The sequence below is a fragment of the Janthinobacterium sp. NFX145 genome (genome assembly GCF_049810325.1).
Lineage (GTDB): Bacteria > Pseudomonadota > Gammaproteobacteria > Burkholderiales > Burkholderiaceae_D > Janthinobacterium > Janthinobacterium rivuli.
The window spans coordinates 330,429-347,918 of the sequence record NZ_CP187360.1 but is presented as its reverse complement, the minus strand read 5'-3'; the positions used below and the strand labels follow the sequence as shown (position 1 = coordinate 347,918).

The window sequence follows — 17,490 nt, the reverse complement described above, 5'->3', positions numbered from 1 at the left end:
CTTGCTTAAAATGCGTATTTCAGACTGACCTTGACGGCGCGCCCCGTGATCGAGCGGGCCGCATGGCCATCGCCCTCGACTTCCGTGTAGCCGATCTTGTTGAACAGATTGTTTGCCGTCAGCGCCACCTGCATCTGCGGCGTGAGCTGGTAATTGACGAAGGCATTGAGTACCTGGTAGGCGGGCAAGGTGATCGTGTGCGCATCGTCGCCCCACGACTTGCCCGTGCCGACCAGACTCGCGCCCAGGGTAGCCTGCCCCCACTCATAGGTCGGTGCGATCTGGTACACGACACGCGCCTGGCGCCGCGGCGTATTGCCGATCAGCGCCACGTCGGCCGCCGCCGTGCCCGTGATCTCGGCATCCGTGAACGTCAGGCCGCCATTGATGCGGAAGTCGCCGGCGCTCCAGGCCGCTTCCAGTTCCACGCCCTTTGCTTCATAGCTGTTGGCCGTGCGCAGCTGGGTGGTCGCTTCGTAATTGCTTTCCTTGGTCTTGGCCTGGAACACGGTCACAAAAGTGCTCAGGGGACCGCGCCGCCATTTCACGCCGCCTTCAAGCTGGCGCACGGTGTTGATCGCCACGGGCACGCTGCCATCCAACGGCGTGCCGAACAGGATGCGGTCCGCATTGAAGGCCACGCCTTCGCTGACGCGGGCAAACACGGCCAGATTCGCTTGCAACTTGTAGTTCGCGCCCAGCGAGTACGAGGTGTGGCCCAGGGTGTAGTCGACCTGCTGTACCGTCGATGGCCGGTAGGCTTGCGCACCAGTCGCCTGGTTGGCCGTGCCGCTCGCGTGCTGGCGGTCGCGCCGCAGGCCGCCGTCGAGATTCAGCGCGCCGCTTTCCCAGGCGAGGTTCAGATACGGCGAGGTCGTGCGGTACTCCATGTCGACGGCGCGCGAGCAGCAGGCGCCGAAGGCCGGTCCGATGTAGCCGGGCGTGCTGCTGGCCGTTTGCAGCAGCGCCGGCTGGTCGCCCGTGGCCTGCATCAGGTATTCATTGAAGTTCCAGGTCAGGCCCAGCTTTTGCTGCGACAAATACAGGCCGGCCGTGGTGGTCAGCTTGCCGCTGTCGAGCACAAACGTCTTGGCCAGCTTGGTGTCGCTCAGGGTATTGCTGGCGTCGTCGATCGAGGTGTTGAACACCACGGCGGAAAACGCGCGGCCCGTGTAGGGCTGGCCCTGATTCGGGCCGCTGGCAAACACGTAGCTGCCGTCGCTGCCGTTATTCGACGGGAACACGCCCGTGAAGCGGCCCGAATTGTCGGCGTAGCGGAAGTTTTCGCTCACGCTCCAGCCCTGCCCCAGCTTGAACGACGCTTCCAGGCCCACGGTGTCACTCTTGACGTGCAAGCCGTCGTTGACGCGGGTGGCCACGCGCTGGTTATCCTTGTTCAGCACCATGTCGGGCACCCAGTAGGGCGAATAAAAACTGGCCTTGCGCGGGTCGATGCCGGCGATTTCCGTGATGCGGCCATTGCGCACGCTGACCGGCACGGGCAAGGCCGTGGGCGACTGGTCGTCGAGGTGCTTGAACGACAGGCGCACGAAGCCGCTGTCGAATTCATGCGTGACATTGCCGCGGATCTGGCCGCCCTTTTCGCTGTTGACGCCACTGTGGCGGATGCCTTCGCCCGTGCGCCAGGAGCCGCCGATGAAGAAGCGCGTGCGCTCGGAAACCGGCGCGCCGTAATCGAAATCCACGCGCGTCTGGTCGTAGCCCAGGCCACGACTGAGCGCCACGCTGCCGCCCTTCTCCTTGCCATTCTTGCTGATGAAATTGATGATGCCGCCCGGCGAATTGGTGGCCAGGGTCGAGGCCGAACCGCCGCGCACCACTTCCAGATGGTCGAGCGTGGAATCGATTTTGACGAAGCTGTCGGGCGTGGTGAAGTTGAAGTCGCCGAACTGCAGCACCGGCAAGCCGTCTTCCTGGATCTGCACATAACGCGCGCCGCCGGCGGAAATGGGCAGGCCGCGCACGGTGATGTTGGCATTGCCTTCGCCGCCCGAGGATTCGGCGCGCAAGCCCGGCACCGAGCGCAGGACTTCGGCGGCGCTGGTCGGTGCGTTATGCAGGATGGTGTCGAGCTCCATGCTGCTGACGGAATTGCTCGACTTCATTTTGGATGTGCCGCCGGTGGTGCCCGTGACGACGATGCGTTCCAGGTTCAGGCCATCGGCGGGGGCGGCGCTGGTGGTATCGGCGACCGATTGCGCCTGGGCGGCGCCCCATTGCAGCATGGCCAGGGCGACGGCGGCGGCCATGCAGCCGCGTTGAGCAGTACGTGTCTTCATCTTGTCTCCAGTGTTGTATGCCGATACATCGAGGTATCCGCTTGTTATGAGTCCTGGCCGCCGCATGCCGTGGCGCGCTGGCTGAGCCGGTACGCCATTATTCAACGAATAAGAATTTATTGCAATCGATTGCAATAGAGCGCTGCAACATGGATTTTATGTTGTTTTCAAGAGAATTTTACGGGTGACACAGAGCTAAACATGCGGGATATGAGGCGAATACGACAATTTTCATGCTGCGGCGCAGCATGAAAATATACGGATAAATTGGAATTTATTGCAATCGTTTGCAATCAGAGGCAAGACGCGCTTCAGCGGCCCGAGGCGCGTACGATCAGCTCGGTTGGCAATTGCTGCGATGGCGCAGGCGCGCCGTCGACCAGCGCCAGCAGCGAGGCCACCAGCGCGCGTCCGGCGGCGCGGATCGGCTGGCGCACGGTGGTCAGCGGCGGATGGAAATACGCGGCCAGTTCAATATCGTCGTAGCCGACCACGGCCACCTGTTCCGGCACGGCCACGCCGCGCGCGCGCAGGGCGCTGATGGCGCTCATGGCCAGCAAGTCGCTGCAGGCAAAGATGGCGTCGAACGGCAGCTGGCGGTCCAGCAGTTCCTGCACGTCCGTCGCGCCGCCCTGCGGCAGGAAGGAGCCGGCCACGTACAGTTGCGGGTCGGGGGCCAGTCCCTGCGCGGCCAGCGCCTGCGCATAGCCCTGGTGGCGCTGCGCCACTTCGGGCAGCTTGGCGTCGCCAAAGAAGGCGATGCGCCGGCGCCCCGCCGCCAGCAAGTGTTCCGTGGCCAGCCGGCCGCCAGCGATGTTGTCGCCGCCGACGGTGCAATACAGCTGCTGCGGCAATTGCGCCCCCCACACGACGATGGGCACCTGGCGCGCGGCCAGCTGGTTCAGTTGTTCATGGTGGCGCCACTGGCCGATCAGGATGATGCCGATCACGCGGCCGCTGTCGAAGGACTGGGCGGCCGCATCGAGCGTTTCGGCATCCACGCGCGAAATGAGCATGTCGAAACCCTGCTCCGTCAGCGCATCGGCCAAGCTGCCCAGCATGCTCAGAAAAAAAGGATCGGACAGGTGCTGGCGCGTGGCCGCGTCATACGGCACCACCACGCCCACCGTGCGGTTCTGTTTCAGGCGCAGGTTTTGCGCGCCGATATTGATGGAATACTTGAGCGAACGGGCCAGCGCGATGACGCGCGCGCGCGTCTCTTCATTGACCAGCGAACTGCCGCTCAGGGCGCGCGACACGGTCGACGTGGACACGCCGGCCAGACGCGCGATATCGGCCATCTGCAGGCGTTGCTGTGCCTTCGTATCGTTGCCGGTCATCGTGCGCTCACTGCGGCACGGTGTCCTTGAACGACTGCCGCTCGGACAGTTTGTCGAACAAACGCGCCAGCGCCGGGTGATCCGCGCGCCAGTCGATTTCCGGGAAGCGGAAGCTGAGCCAGCCCAGGGTACAGCCCACGGCCACGTCGGCCAGGGTGTAGTTCTTGCCGGCGCAATACGCGCTCTCGCCCAGGCGCGATGCCAAAGCCGCCAGGCCCAAGGTGACTTTGTCCAGCTGGCGCGCGATCCAGGCCGCGCTTTGCTGCTCGGGCGGACGCTGCGTGCGCTCCAGGCGCACCAGCACGCCGGCGTCGAGGATGCCGTCGGCCAGCGCTTCCCAGTTCTTGATATCGGCCCGCTCGCGGCCATTGCCGCCGGCGGGCAGCAGTTTACAGACGGGCGTGAGCGTGTCGAGGTATTCGACGATGACTTTCGAATCGATGAGCGTGCTACCATCTTCCATCACCAGGCAGGGCACCTTGCCGAGGGGATTGGCCTGGGCGATGCGGGTTTCCGGCGCCCACACGTTTTCCAGCTCGAAGACATAGTCGAGCTTTTTTTCCGCCAGCACGATACGGGCTTTGCGGACATACGGGCTGGCGAGGGAACCGATCAGTTTCATAGGTACTTTAAGGTAAGGGAGCAGCAAGCAGTATAGCATCGGCGGCAGCGGTGTTTGGCAGCACGCGCCCGACGGTCGCTCGGGTGTGGCAGGCACGCCGCATCGGGGCCAAATTCGGCCAAATTGCGGTGCGCCGGCGGCCAACGGACGGCTGGCCAGCGGCCAGCGGTGGTAAAATCGCCCTTTACTGTGGCGCCGTCAGTGTTGCTGTATTGCAATAGCCCTGCCCTCCCCGCGCGCCACACGCCAACCGTTTCTTTAACTTGCGTCCGCTCTCATGACTTCTACACCTCCGTATTCCACGCTGTCGGCCCTGTCTCCGCTCGATGGCCGCTACGCCAGCAAGACCGATCTGCTGCGCCCGATCCTGTCCGAAGCCGGTTTCATGCACCACCGCGTGAAAGTGGAAATCTCCTGGCTGCAAGCGCTGTCGCAAGCTGGTTTCGCTGAAATCAAGCCGTTCTCGGCGGAAGCGAGCGCCCTGCTCGACAAGATGGCGGCCGATTTCTCGGAAGCCGACGCGGCCCGCATCAAGGCCATCGAAGCGGTCACCAACCATGACGTCAAGGCCGTCGAGTACTGGCTGAAGGAACAAGTGGCGGACGTGCCAGAACTGGTGGCGGCGTCGGAATTCATCCATTTCGCCTGCACCTCGGAAGACATCAACAACACCTCGCACGGCATGATGCTCAAAGCCGCGCGCGATGGCGTGATGCTGCCGGCCCTGCAAGGCTTGGTGACCAGGCTGACGCAGATCGCGCACGACAACGCCGACGTGCCGATGCTGTCGCGCACACACGGCCAGACGGCCAGCCCGACCACCCTGGGCAAGGAATTTGCCAACGTCGTGGCCCGCTTGCAGCGCGCCGTGAAACGCATCGAGCAGGTGGAAATCCTCGGCAAGATGAATGGCGCCGTCGGCAACTACAACGCCCACTTGTCCGCCTATCCCGGCTTCGACTGGCCGGCATTCTCGCAAGCGGTCATCGAACAGCGCCTGGGCCTGGTCTTCAATCCGTACACCATCCAGATCGAGCCGCACGACTACATGGCCGAGCTGTTCGACGCCTTCGCGCGCGCCAACACGATCCTGCTGGACCTGAACCGCGACATCTGGACCTACGTGTCGCTGGGCTACTTCAAGCAAAAGCTGAAAGCGGGCGAAATCGGTTCGTCGACCATGCCGCACAAGGTCAACCCGATCGACTTCGAAAACTCGGAAGGCAACCTGGGCCTGGCCAACGCCGTGCTGAAACATCTGTCGGAAAAACTGCCCGTCTCGCGCATGCAGCGCGACCTGACCGATTCGACCGTGCTGCGCAACATCGGCGTGGGCCTCGGCTACACCCTGCTGGCGTATGACAGCTGCCTGCGCGGCCTGAACAAGCTGGAAGTGAACCACGCGCGCCTGGCGCAAGACCTGGACGCGACCTGGGAAGTGCTGGCCGAGCCCGTACAAACCGTGATGCGCCGCTATGGCATCGAAAACCCGTACGAGCAGCTCAAAGAGCTGACGCGCGGCAAGGGCATCTCGAAAGAAGCGCTGCAAACCTTCGTCAATGGCCTGGCCATTCCGCAGGATGCCAAGGACGTGCTGTTGACCATGACGCCAGCGAACTACATCGGTATCGCCGCGCAATTGGCCAAAGCCATCTAAGCAGTTTCCACATGGGGATCCTGCTATCCCACTCCTGCGGGGCGGCCAGCACACAAATGCTGCCCGCCCCGCGGTTTTTCCGGCAATCTTTCTTGTAGAATCTGCAGCACGCAGCGCAATTTGCTTTTCTTTGGTATATTAGGCCGAATTAGTCCTAACACGTACTACTTTCAAGAAAGCCGTCGATGCAACGCTACACCACCACCGCCATCATCCTGCACTGGCTGACCGCCCTGCTGATCATCAGCGCCTTCATCATGGGCCTGGTCATGGTCGATATTCCCGGCCTGACGCCCACCAAGCTCAAATATTTCTCGTGGCATAAATGGCTCGGTGTGACCGTGCTGGCCATCGCCGCCATCCGGCTGCTGTGGCGCAAGGCCAACGTGCCGCCGCCGCACCCGGCCAGCATGGTTGCCTGGCAAAAGAAGGCGGCCGACGCCATGCACGTGCTGCTGTACATCCTGATCTTCGCCGTGCCCGTCTCCGGCTACCTGTACACCCTGGCCGCCGGCGTGCCCGTGGTCTACCTGGGCCTGTTCCAGTTGCCCGTCATCATGGCGCCGAACCCGGAACTTAAGCCGCTCTTAAAAGAAATTCATTATGTTCTGAACATGACGATGGCCGCCGCCGTGGCCGCCCATGTGCTGGCGGCGCTGAAGCACCAGTTCATCGACCGCGATGGCGTCCTCAAGCGCATGCTGCCGTAACACCGACTTCCCCTTGCTCACTGAAAAACTACAGGAAAAAAACAAGATGAAAACCACCCAACGCCTCGTCCTCGCTTCCCTGCTGGGCCTGTCCGTGGCCGCCACCGCCGCCACCTTGCTGAAAGTCGATCCCGCCAAGACCAGCGTGTCGGCCGTGTTCAAGCAAATGAACGTGCCGGTGGAAGCGAAGTTCAAGAAATTCAATATCGCCATCGATTACAACCCGGCCACGCCGGACGCGTCAAAAGCATCGGTGGAAATCGAGACGGCCAGCATCGATATCGGCGATCCGGAATACAACAAGGAAGTGGCCAAGAAAGAATGGTTTAACGCAGCCCAGTTCCCGAAAGCCACCTTCGTCTCGAGCAGCATCAAAGCCGCCGGCGCGGGCAAGCTGACGGTCAGCGGCAAGCTGAGCATCAAAGGCAAGACTACCGACGTGACCTTCCCCCTGGCGGTGAAGGCCGATGGCGGCAAATACGCGTTCGACGGCGCCCTGCCGATCAAGCGCCTGACCTACAACATCGGCGAAGGCGAGTGGAAAGACACGAGCATGGTTGCCGACGAGGTCACCATCAAATTCCACGTCGCAGCCCAATAATCGTTTTATTTCTCGTTGTTTAACTCTAGGAACTCAATGAAATTTTCGCACTTGATGATCGCCGTGCTGGCAGCGGCCGGCGCGGGTTCGGCCATGGCCGCTACCGACACCTACAACCTCGACCCGACGCATACCTTCCCCAGCTTTGAAGCCGATCACATGGGTATGTCCGTGTGGCGCGGCAAGTTCAACAAGACCAAGGGTACGGTCACCCTGGACCGCGCCGCCAAGACGGGCAGCCTGGACCTCGTCATCGATGCCGATTCGATCGACTTCGGCCTGGACGCCATGAATACGCACGCGAAAAAAGCGGACATGTTCAACGTCGAGAAATTCCCTCAGATCACCTACAAGAGCAAATCGCTGAAGTTCAACGGCGAGCAGCTGGTGGAAGTCGACGGCGAACTGACCCTGCTGGGCGTGACCAAACCCGTCAAGCTGAACGTGAGCAAGTTCAAGTGCATCATGCACCCGCGCTACAAGCGTGAAGTGTGCGGCGCCGACGCCACGGCGGAATTCAAGCGCAGCGACTTTGGCCTGAACTACGGCATGCCGGCGTTCTCGCCGGAAGTCAAGCTGGCCATCCAGGTGGAAGCCATCAAGGCCGACTAAACACGACCTTGCCGCATGACAAGCCCGCCTCGCTGCCCGCAGCCAGGCGGGCTTTTGCATACGCCGTGCGAATCCGCTGGACTTTTCTATCGTGCGGCATCAGTATCAATTTGCCATGACGTGCAGGCCGCACCGCTCTGGCACAACCACTCATCCATCGCGCGGAGGATTACATGAATTTCATTATCTGGATCGTTATTGGCGGTGTCATCGGCTGGCTGGCCAGCATGGTCATGAAAACCAATGCACAACAGGGCATCTTTCTCAATATCGTCGTCGGCATCGTCGGCGCCTTCCTGGGCGGCTGGCTGCTGGCCCCCCTGTTCGGCACGGGAACCATCAATAGCGACAATTTCAGCCTGGCTTCGCTGCTGGTCTCGTTCCTGGGCGCCGTGATCCTGCTGGGCATCGTGAATCTTTTGCGCCGCGGCAAAATACGCTGAGCAGACCAATCGCAGCACATCCGCAAGTGGCCGGGCCGCGCAAGCGCCCGGCCATTTTTATTGCTGGCAAGACAATTGTATGGACAATACCACAGCCGCGGCACAAGAAAATGCCCGTTCGCAGCCCGCTCCTGCCCCTGCAATGCCGAAAATAGTGCAATTTCCACAAGCCACTACAAACATGCTGTCGGGAAAATGTGATTGACTAGTGCGAGTTCGATACGGATACTCTATGTCGCCCGCTGAGAAAAAACACTGGGTACACGTTGGTTCCGACTTCCCTTCATGTAAAAGACTAGAACTCGAATGAAAAAATCTTTAATCGCGCTCGCCATCCTGAGCAACTTCGCACACGCCGACGAAGGCATGTGGATGCCCCAACAGCTGCCACAAGTAGCCAAGGAACTGAAAGCGGCCGGACTGAAACTCGATCCGACCAATCTGACCAAACTGACCGAGTTCCCGATGGGCGCCATCGTCAGCCTGGGCGGTTGCTCGGCCTCGTTCGTCTCGCCGCAAGGCCTGGTTGCCACCAACCACCATTGCGTCTACAACAGCGTAGCGGTCAATTCGACCAAAGAGCGCGATTTGCTGGCCAACGGTTTCCTGGCCAAGACGTTCGCTGAAGAACTGCCGGCTTCCCCAGGCAGCCGCATCTTCGTCACCTCGGCCGTGACCAATGTCAGCGACAAGATCATCACCGCAGACGTGGCCAAGCTGCAAGGCAAGGCACGCATCGACGCGATCGAGAAAAACCAGAAGAAACTGGTCGCCGAATGCGAAAAAGAAGCCGGCTTCCGCTGCACCGTGTCGGCCTACTACGGCGGCCTGGAGTTCTACCTGATCAAGCAACTGGAAATCCGCGACGTGCGCCTGGTGCACGCGCCTCCAGCGGGCGTGGGCAAGTTCGGCGGCGACACCGACAACTGGATGTGGCCGCGCCACACGGGCGACTACGGTTTCTACCGCGCCTATGTCAGCAAAGACGGCAAAGCTGCCGACTTCAGCAAGGACAACGTGCCTTACCAGCCAAAACACGTGCTGAAACTGGCCAAGGATGGCTTGAAAGAAGGCGATTTCGTGATGGTCCTGGGCTACCCTGGCCGCACCAACCGTCACCGCCTGCCATCGGAAGTGGCGTACACGTTTGACTGGAACTACCCGGCCTTCGTGAAAGCGTCGGGCGAAACCCTGGCCATCATCGCGCGCGAAACCAAGGACAACAAGGATGTTGCCCTGAAGTACGCGGGCCAAGTTGCCGGCGTCAACAATTACTACAAGAACCGCCAAGGCATGCTGGACTCCTACGCGGGCAGCGATTTCCTGGCACGCAAGACGGCGGAACACGAAGCCCTGAAGACCTGGGTCAACGCCACGCCAGCACGCAAGGCTGAATTTGCCGGCGACATCGAGCAAGTGGAAAAGCTGATCGCCGAGCGCGATGCCGACACCAAGCGCGATTTCTTCCTGGGCTACGCACAGCCACGCCTGCTGAACACGGCACGCAGCCTGTACCGCCTGTCGAACGAAGGCACCAAGTCCGATACGGAACGCAAGTCCGGCTACCAGACGCGCGACTTGCCACGCCTGGAAGCGGGCATCACCTCGGTCGAGCGCACCTACGATGAAAAAGTCGACAAGGCGCTGGTACTGAACAGCCTGACCAAGTACGCCGCGCAACCGGCAGCACAGCGCCGCGCCAGCTTCGACGCCGCCATCGGCATCAAGGACGGCATGTCGCCAGCCGACCTGTCCGCCGCCCTGGACAAACTGTATGCCGGCAGCAAGCTGGCCGACAAGGCCGAGCGCGCAGCATGGCTGAAACGCACGCCAGCCGAATTCCAGGCCAGCAAGGACAGCTTCATCCAGGCAGCCGTCGCCATGTACCCGGATTCGCTGAAAAACGAAGCGGAAGACGAAGAACTGGCAGGCAAGATCCAGCAAGCCTACGCCAACTACATGAAAGCCAAAATTGCCTTCATGAAGAGCAAGGGCCAAGCCGTCTATCCTGACGCCAACAGCACCCTGCGCGTCACGTTCGGCAAAGTAGCCGGCCGCGACCACGGCGCCGACGGCACCACCTGGTCCGCCTTCACCACCGTCAATGGCGTCGCCGCCAAAGCCACGGGCCAGGGCGAGTTCAATGCACCAGCCAACCAACTGGCCGCGATCAAAGCCAAGGACTTCGGTAAATTCGTCGATCCGAAGCTGAAAACCGTGCCGGTCGACTACCTGGCCACCCTGGACATCACCGGCGGCAACTCCGGTTCGGCTGCCCTGAACGCCAAAGGCGAATTCATCGGCCTGGCCTTCGACGGTACGCTGGACTCGATCATTTCCGATTGGGACTACAACAAGGCCAACACCCGTTCGATCCAGGTCGACCTGCGCTACATGCTGTGGAACATGAAACACATCGACCACGCAGACAACCTGCTGAAAGAAATGGGCGCTGAATAACAAGAAGCAATAACCCGGCAACGGGCGCTTTAAGCTGAGCCACTCCTGCGGGAGTGGCTTTTTTTCGCCTAGCGTTTTACCTTGGTGAAGCGGTAAGGCACGGCTTGCTCCTCGCCAAACACTTGCGCCCGGCCACTTCCCAGCGGCAACATCACCCTGCGTCCGTCCTGCAGCAGCAAGGCCAGGTCGGCGCCGGGAAAGCGCTGCGCCAGCAGCGGATACGCTTGCCGCGCGATGGTAGCGGCGGGAATCACGATGCGATAATCGGCCTCGCCAAAATCGAGCAGCAGCGCGGGAGCCTCAGGTCCCGGCAGCGCCGTGATGCGCAGGCGCGCGCTTCCCTTGACGAGCTCGAAGGCTGACCACAGGGGCAAGCTGTGCTGCGTGGACCCGGTCTGCAGTTGCGGCGCGTGGCCCGCCACCGCCGACGTCAGCACGACGTCGGGCCGTTCTTCCGAGACTGCCCCATCGACGGCCAGCAGCCAGCCCCGGTAGCGTATCAGCGCACCCTGCGCGCTAGCCGTGACGGACCCGCCCTGCGCCACAGGTCCCTTGCCCGCCGGCAAGCGCAAGGGCGCCGCCTGTGCCGCCAGGCAAGCCCACCACACCAGCACCGCCATCGCCATCGCCATCTTCACCATGCCACCTCCCTTGCGCGTGAAACGTATTCATAACACAAGTACGGCGACTAGCCCCTGCGGCGCCTCAAGGCGGCAGCGCCGGTGCTACAATTGGCGCCTAGCGGGCGTACTTACCCAGCGCGCCTTCCCCCTCCCAGACTCAGACCGCTATGCCACCAGACTTGCGCACGACCTACGAACTCGGTAACCACAACCAGACCACGACCTGGCTGGAATGCATCACCTTCTACAAGGATCTCGCCGCACGCTACCCGCAAGTGCTGCATTTCGAACAGATCGGCCTGTCCGACTCGGGCGTGCCCATCCACGCTGGCGTCGTCAGCGCGGACGGCGTGTTCGACCGCGAGCAAATCAAGCGTGCAGGCCGCACCGTGTTCTTCAACAACAACGGCATCCACCCGGGCGAACCGGAAGGCATCGACGCCTGCATGGCCATCGTGCGCGACCTGTGTACGCAGCCGGAACGCCTGGCAGCGCTGGGCAGCACCGTGCTGCTGTTCATTCCGATCTACAACGTCGATGGCAGCCTGAACCGCGCCAATACGTCGCGCGTGAACCAGGATGGCCCGGAGCAATTCGGTTTCCGCGGCAATAGCCGCCACCTGGACTTGAACCGCGACTTCATCAAGTGCGACAGCCTGAACGCGCAAGTGTTCAACCGCCTGCTGGCCAGCTGGGACCCGGATGTGATGGTCGACACGCACACGTCGAACGGCGCCGACTACCCGTACACGATGACCCTGATCCACACGCAGACGGATAAGCTGGGCAACGGCCTGGGCCCCTTCCTGCAAAACACCATGCTGCCGCACATCTTTGCGCAGATGGAAAGCGCCGGCTGGCCCACCTGCCCGTACGTGAACCCCGTCAAGGACAGTCCCGACCACGGCATCGCCGAATTCCTTGAAGTGCCACGTTTCTCGACCGGCTTTGCGGCCTTGCACCACGTCATCGGTTTCATGCCGGAAACGCACATGCTGAAACCGTTTGCCGACCGCTACGCCTCCATGCGCGCCCTGCTCGACATCACCATGGCGTTCACGGTCAAACACGGCGAACAGATCAAGCAACTGCGCGCGCAAGCCAAGGCGGCGGGACGCACGCAAGCCCAGTGGCCCATCCACTGGAGCATGAACGAAGAACAACCGTCGACCTTCCCCTTCAAGGGCTATGCGGCGCAATACACGCCAAGTATCCTCGGCGATTACCAGCGCCTGTCATACGACCGCTCGCAGCCGTGGGAACGCGATATCACCTATTACAACCGCTTCGATGCGGACGTCACCGTGGCTGCCCCGAAAGCCTATATCGTGCCGCAGGCGTGGCGCGAAGTCATCGAACGCCTGCGCTGGAACGGCGTCGAAATGAGCCGCATCACCACCGAACAGACGCTAACGGCACGCTACTACCACATCGCATCCGTCGGCACGCGCGCCACGGCCTACGAAGGCCACATGTTCCACGACACGGTGGAACTCGAAGCGCGCACGGGCCAGTTCACCGTGCAGGCCGGCGACTATGTAGTGTCCCTGGAGCAGGACAACGCCCGCTACGCCGTGGAAACCCTGGAACCGCAGGCGCACGACAGCTTCTTCCGCTGGGGTTTCTTCAACAGCGTGCTGGAAAAGAAAGAAGCGTTTTCCGATTACGTGTTCGAAGACATGGCCTCCGAATTGCTGCGCGACGAGCCGGCGCTGGCCGCCAAGTTTGCCGAGTGGAAAGCAGCCAACCCGGCCTTGCTGAGCAATCAGGAAGCCGTGCTCGACTTCATTTTTGCACACTGCCAGCGCTTTGCCGAGCCGGAATGGCGGCGCTATCCGGTGATCGCCCTGATGTAACTCCGGGCTGTAGCGACTGCAACATCCTGGCGCCGCATCGGAGACCCCGGTGCGGCGCCTCTTTCTGTGCCCTGCCCACAAGGTAATCCCATGCACTACGCACTGAACCTGCGCACCTTTATTTACAGCCATTATTTTTACCTGGGCTTGCGCGTGGCCATCGGCCTGGTCGGCCTGGCCTTGCTGACCCAGGAAATCAGCGACAGCGCCACCGCCATGACGGTATGCATCGGCGCCCTGTGCACCACCCTGATGGACATGCCCAGCCCGCTGCGCCACAAGTTCAATGAAATGCTCGCTTCCGTGCTGCTGTGCAGCGCCGTGACCTTATTGATCAGCCTGTGCGGCCCCGTGCAGTGGCTGTTGATGACGGTACTTGTCCTCGTGAGTTTCCTCGCCAGCATGATGGTGGTGTACGGCAAGAAATCCATGCCCTTGCAGCTGGCCGCCCTGTTCATCATGACCATGTCGATGGAGCATCAGATGACGTGGCAGCAATCGTTCCACCATGCGGGCCTGTTCATGCTGGGCGGCTTGATCTATCTGGCCTACGCCATGGCCATTGCCTGGGTCTTGCGCCACCGCATCAAACAGCAAGTGCTGGCCGAAGCCCTGTTCGAACTGGCCGCCTACATCGACATCAAGGCCGACTTCTACGACACGCGTTTTAATCTGACGGAACAGTTCAACAAGCTGGTGCGCCACCAAAGCATTTTGGCCGACCGCCAGCAAGCGTCGCGCGACCTGATTCTGCGCAGCCACAAGAACAGCAAGGACGCCATCGTCGTGCAGGTGCACGTATGCATGCTCGATCTGTATGAACTGATCCTTTCCACGCACACGGATTACGCGCTGCTGCGCCAGCACCTGGCCGACTCCGACGTGCTGAAATCCCTGCACGACCTGGCCTACAAGGCGGCGCGCGACATCGAAGCCGTCGCCTACGCCGTCACGCGCAAGCGCGCTTCGTACGCGCAGATCATCTATGACAAGGAATGGGCCGACATCGAAGCGGAAATTGCCCGCCTTCACGCAAAAGGTGACGCTGCGCAGGAAGCGCTGGCCACCCTGCGCGCGCAGCGCAACAAGATCCGCGCGATTCTGAAAATGATCGCCGAGCTGCACCTGGCCACGCAAAAAGTCTATGCCGACGTGCCGTTCTGGAGCGGTGCGGACATGGCGCCCTTCTTGTCGCAGCAGAAATATGAGCTGACAACCCTGCTGTCGAATTTGCGCCTGGACTCGCCCGTGTTCCGCTTCGCCCTGCGCGTGTCGATGGCCATTTCCGTGGGATTGCTGATCGGCCACTGGCTGCCATATGCGGCGCACAGCTACTGGATTGTCTTGACTATCGTCATCATCCTGCGCCCCACGTTCAGCATGACGCGCCAGCGCCGCGCCGACCGCATCATCGGCACCATCATCGGCTGCGTGGTCACGGCCATCGTGATCCGCTACGTGCACAGTAATATCGTGCTGATGGCCATTTTATTTCTCTCCATCGTGGCCACGCCCACCTTCATCTATTTGCGCTACCGCTACACGGCCATCGCCGTCAGCCTGATGATCTTGCTGCAAATGCATTTGGTGGCGCCCAGCAACCCGAACCTCGTCAGCGAGCGCCTGATCGACACCCTGATCGGCGCGGCCGTGGCCACCGTGTTCAGCTTTGTACTGGCCAACTGGGAATACCAGAGCCTGCCCCGCCTCGTGCGCCAGGTGCTGAATGTGAATGTGAGTTATATGCAGGCCAGCTTTGCGCTGCTGCAAGGCAAATGTTTTGACGATTTCGCCTACCGCATCGAGCGCAAGCGATTGATGGACAGCCTGGCCGCGCTCAGCTCGGCGCTGGTGCGCATGCTCGATGAACCGGCCAGCAAGCAGCGGGCCGTGGAAGACATCAACCTGTTCATCGTGCAAAATTATTTATTGGTCGCCCACGTGGCGGCGCTGCGCTCCATCCTCGGGCGCCATGCCAGCCAGCTGCCCGTCGCGCCCGTCAATGCCTTGCTTGGCCACAGCCATACGCAAGTGTGTCTGACCCTGTCGCGCGCGCTGGAACAGCTCGACGACAAGGCGGCCATCAGCGCCCCGCTGGCTACCCTGCCCGCGCCGCCCGTCAGCGACGTGGCCTGGTCGGGATGGCCGCTGGTGCAGCGGCGTATCCGCCTGTTGCAGGCGGATGCTGACAAGATCGTGATACATAGCGCGGCGATCGTGCATATTGTGGCACCGCGCTAAGCCTGCACAGCTTACTTCAGGTATTGTTCAAACCAGCCGATAGTGCGCTTCTGCAAGTCGCGCTGGTGCTCGGGCTTGCGGAAGGAATGGCCTTCGCCATCGTAGATGAACAGGCTGGACGGCACGCCCATGGCACGCAAGCCGTGCCAGAATTCCAGCGACTGGGCGGCCGGCGTTTCCACGTCGCGCTCGCCTACGTAGATCAGGGTCGGCGTCCTGGCCGCCTTGATCGATTCGATCGGTGAAGCACGGCGGTAGACCTCAGGCTTGTCATACGCGGAGGCGCCAAAGAACGGGATCATCCACTGATTGATGCCGTTCTGGCCGTAATAGCTGATCCAGTTCGACACGCCCGCGCCCGCCACGGCCGCCTTGAAGCGGTCGCTGTGCGTGACGCCCCACATGGTCATGAAGCCGCCATACGAATGGCCGATCAGGCCCAGGCGCTGGCCATCGACGGGCGCCACTTTTTGCACCGCATCGATGCCGGCCAGGATGTCGCGCCAGTCGCCGCCACCGAAGTCGGCCATGTTGGCACGCGTAAATGCCTGGCCCTGGCCAAAGCTGCCGCGCGGATTGGGCAGGAAGACGAAATAACCCTTTTGCGTCAATTCGTGGATCAGGGTGCTTGCTCCCACGTAGCGGGGCGAGGCGGCCGCACCAGGGCCGCCATGCACGTTGACGATCATCGGGTAGCGCTTGCCGGCGTCCGTCTTCAACGGCCCCAGCAGCCAGCCCTGCACCTTGTATTGCTCGTTGTTCCAGCCCACGTTCTGCACCGTCAGCTGCGGCGCAAAGCCGTCATTGTCGCGCGTAATCTTTTTCAGCTGGCCTACCGGGCCCGCCACCAAGTAGCTGGCGTGCGTAAAATCTTCCTGCGCGGCGGCGGCGTGACGGCCATCGGCGCTGAACGACAAGCGGCCATCGCTGCCGCTGCTGCTCAGTTCACCGAGCATCACAGGTTGGCTGGGGCCGGTCTGCGCATCGACGGGCACCAGCGCCAGCTGCGAATCGATCAGGGCCGTCGCCAGCAAGCCGGCGCCGCGCCAGACGACGCCATTGAAAGTGCCGCGGTAGTCTGATGTGAGATTGCGCGGCGTGCCGCCGGCCAAGGGCACCGTGTAGATATCGCCGCCGATGGAGCCGAAATCGCTCATCAGGCCGCCGATGAAGACCACTGTCTTGCCGTCCGGCGAAACGGAAGGCAGGTTCAGCTGCATGGCCGGCGACGCGATCACGCGCAGGGCGCCCGTGGCCGCATCGATATGACTGAGCTTGGCGACCCACCAGTTGCTGTCGCCATTGCCCTGCGCGCTGGTGGCAACAAAGCCGCGGCCATCGGCCGTCCAGCTGTATTCATACACATAGGTGTCGGCGGGTGACAGCAGACGCGGCTCGCCGCCGCTGGCCGGCACAACGGCGATGCGCTGGGCATCGTCTTCACTGCCCACTTCGCCCACCTGGCGCGCGCCCGCCTCGACGGCGCCGGCCAGCTTGCGCGCGCCCACCGTCGCGAGCAAAGCCAGCTGCTTGCCGTCCGGCGACCAGCGCGCCGTGCTGGCCACGCCCTTGATACTGGTCAACATCCGCACCGGCGCCTGCGACAGGGTGGCCAGGTATAGCTGCGCCGTGCCCGCCTTGGCGTCATAGCCGATGAAGGCCAGCTGTTTGCCATCCGGCGACCAGCTGGGCTTGTCGTAGGAACACACGGCACACGGATCGAATTGCTGCACGATGGCGCCGTTGGCGGCGTCGCGTACGACGATCACCGCATGCGGGCGCTGCGGCTGTGGCTGTTCCACCCTGCTCGACTCGATGGCGGCGATGCGCTGGCCATTGGCCGACAGGGCGACGGCGCGGTAATCGCGCAAGGCCGGCTCGCTTGCAGGGGCGGCCTGCGCCAGGGTGCCCAGAAGGCTGCTTGCCAGCAAGCCGCAGGCGGCCAGATCAGTTATTTTCATCATGTAAATTCCGGTTAGAAATAAAAAAAACCGCCGGCAAGCGCGGCGGTTTCGGATGGAACAG

The 17,490-nt window shown here is 62.0% G+C and carries 13 protein-coding genes; 8 read left to right on the top strand and 5 right to left on the bottom strand.

Annotated elements, in window-relative coordinates; genetic code table 11:
* Window positions 1-5: 5 nt before the first annotated feature.
* The 3 genes from ACPJXG_RS01445 to ACPJXG_RS01435 form a co-directional block, all read right to left on the bottom strand.
* Window positions 6-2,300, bottom strand: a complete 2,295-nt coding sequence (locus ACPJXG_RS01445) for a TonB-dependent receptor (RefSeq protein ID WP_425253167.1) — start codon at window positions 2,298-2,300, stop codon at window positions 6-8.
* 311 nt (window positions 2,301-2,611) lie between these two features.
* On the bottom strand, window positions 2,612-3,640 hold the full coding sequence (locus tag ACPJXG_RS01440) for a LacI family DNA-binding transcriptional regulator (protein ID WP_425253166.1): 1,029 nt from the start codon (window positions 3,638-3,640) through the stop codon (window positions 2,612-2,614).
* Window positions 3,641-3,647: 7 nt separating this feature from the next.
* Window positions 3,648-4,262 carry a glutathione S-transferase N-terminal domain-containing protein gene (locus tag ACPJXG_RS01435; protein WP_099403975.1) on the bottom strand — a complete coding sequence of 205 codons (615 nt, stop codon included), beginning with the start codon at window positions 4,260-4,262 and terminating at the stop codon, window positions 3,648-3,650.
* Between the two features lie 277 nt (window positions 4,263-4,539).
* On the opposite strand from ACPJXG_RS01435, the gene purB reads away from it, so the two are divergent.
* The 6 genes from purB to ACPJXG_RS01405 all read left to right on the top strand — a co-directional run bounded on the left by purB (window position 4,540) and on the right by ACPJXG_RS01405 (window position 10,745).
* On the top strand, window positions 4,540-5,919 hold the full coding sequence (gene purB / locus ACPJXG_RS01430; protein WP_425253165.1) for an adenylosuccinate lyase: 1,380 nt from the start codon (window positions 4,540-4,542) through the stop codon (window positions 5,917-5,919).
* Window positions 5,920-6,104: 185 nt separating this feature from the next.
* Window positions 6,105-6,629, top strand: coding sequence for a cytochrome b (locus ACPJXG_RS01425; protein WP_035822789.1), 525 nt, complete (start codon window positions 6,105-6,107; stop codon window positions 6,627-6,629).
* 46 nt (window positions 6,630-6,675) lie between these two features.
* Complete coding sequence (locus tag ACPJXG_RS01420) at window positions 6,676-7,230, top strand: YceI family protein (RefSeq protein WP_425253164.1); 555 nt, start codon at window positions 6,676-6,678, stop codon at window positions 7,228-7,230.
* Between the two features lie 36 nt (window positions 7,231-7,266).
* Window positions 7,267-7,842, top strand: a complete 576-nt coding sequence (locus ACPJXG_RS01415; protein ID WP_402719651.1) for a YceI family protein — start codon at window positions 7,267-7,269, stop codon at window positions 7,840-7,842.
* Window positions 7,843-8,015: 173 nt separating this feature from the next.
* A complete protein-coding gene (locus tag ACPJXG_RS01410) occupies window positions 8,016-8,285 on the top strand; it encodes a GlsB/YeaQ/YmgE family stress response membrane protein (protein ID WP_034778894.1) in 270 nt (89 codons plus the stop codon).
* 306 nt (window positions 8,286-8,591) lie between these two features.
* Window positions 8,592-10,745, top strand: a complete 2,154-nt coding sequence (locus ACPJXG_RS01405) for a S46 family peptidase (protein WP_035822796.1) — start codon at window positions 8,592-8,594, stop codon at window positions 10,743-10,745.
* A 68-nt stretch (window positions 10,746-10,813) separates the two neighbouring features.
* On the opposite strand, the gene ACPJXG_RS01400 is transcribed toward ACPJXG_RS01405, so the two are convergent.
* Window positions 10,814-11,386 carry a hypothetical protein gene (locus tag ACPJXG_RS01400; RefSeq protein ID WP_425253163.1) on the bottom strand — a complete coding sequence of 191 codons (573 nt, stop codon included), beginning with the start codon at window positions 11,384-11,386 and terminating at the stop codon, window positions 10,814-10,816.
* A gap of 149 nt (window positions 11,387-11,535) precedes the next feature.
* Here ACPJXG_RS01400 and ACPJXG_RS01395 point away from each other — a divergent pair, with 149 nt between their 5' ends.
* Together ACPJXG_RS01395 and ACPJXG_RS01390 are read left to right on the top strand one after the other, a co-directional pair.
* Window positions 11,536-13,224 carry a M14 family zinc carboxypeptidase gene (locus tag ACPJXG_RS01395; RefSeq protein ID WP_425253162.1) on the top strand — a complete coding sequence of 563 codons (1,689 nt, stop codon included), beginning with the start codon at window positions 11,536-11,538 and terminating at the stop codon, window positions 13,222-13,224.
* A 90-nt stretch (window positions 13,225-13,314) separates the two neighbouring features.
* Window positions 13,315-15,465: an FUSC family membrane protein gene (locus tag ACPJXG_RS01390; protein WP_425253161.1), complete on the top strand. Its 2,151-nt coding sequence runs from the start codon at window positions 13,315-13,317 to the stop codon at window positions 15,463-15,465.
* 11 nt (window positions 15,466-15,476) lie between these two features.
* Here ACPJXG_RS01390 and ACPJXG_RS01385 read toward each other — a convergent pair whose 3' ends face one another.
* Window positions 15,477-17,429 carry an alpha/beta fold hydrolase gene (locus ACPJXG_RS01385; RefSeq protein ID WP_425253160.1) on the bottom strand — a complete coding sequence of 651 codons (1,953 nt, stop codon included), beginning with the start codon at window positions 17,427-17,429 and terminating at the stop codon, window positions 15,477-15,479.
* Between the last annotated feature and the right edge of the window lie 61 nt (window positions 17,430-17,490).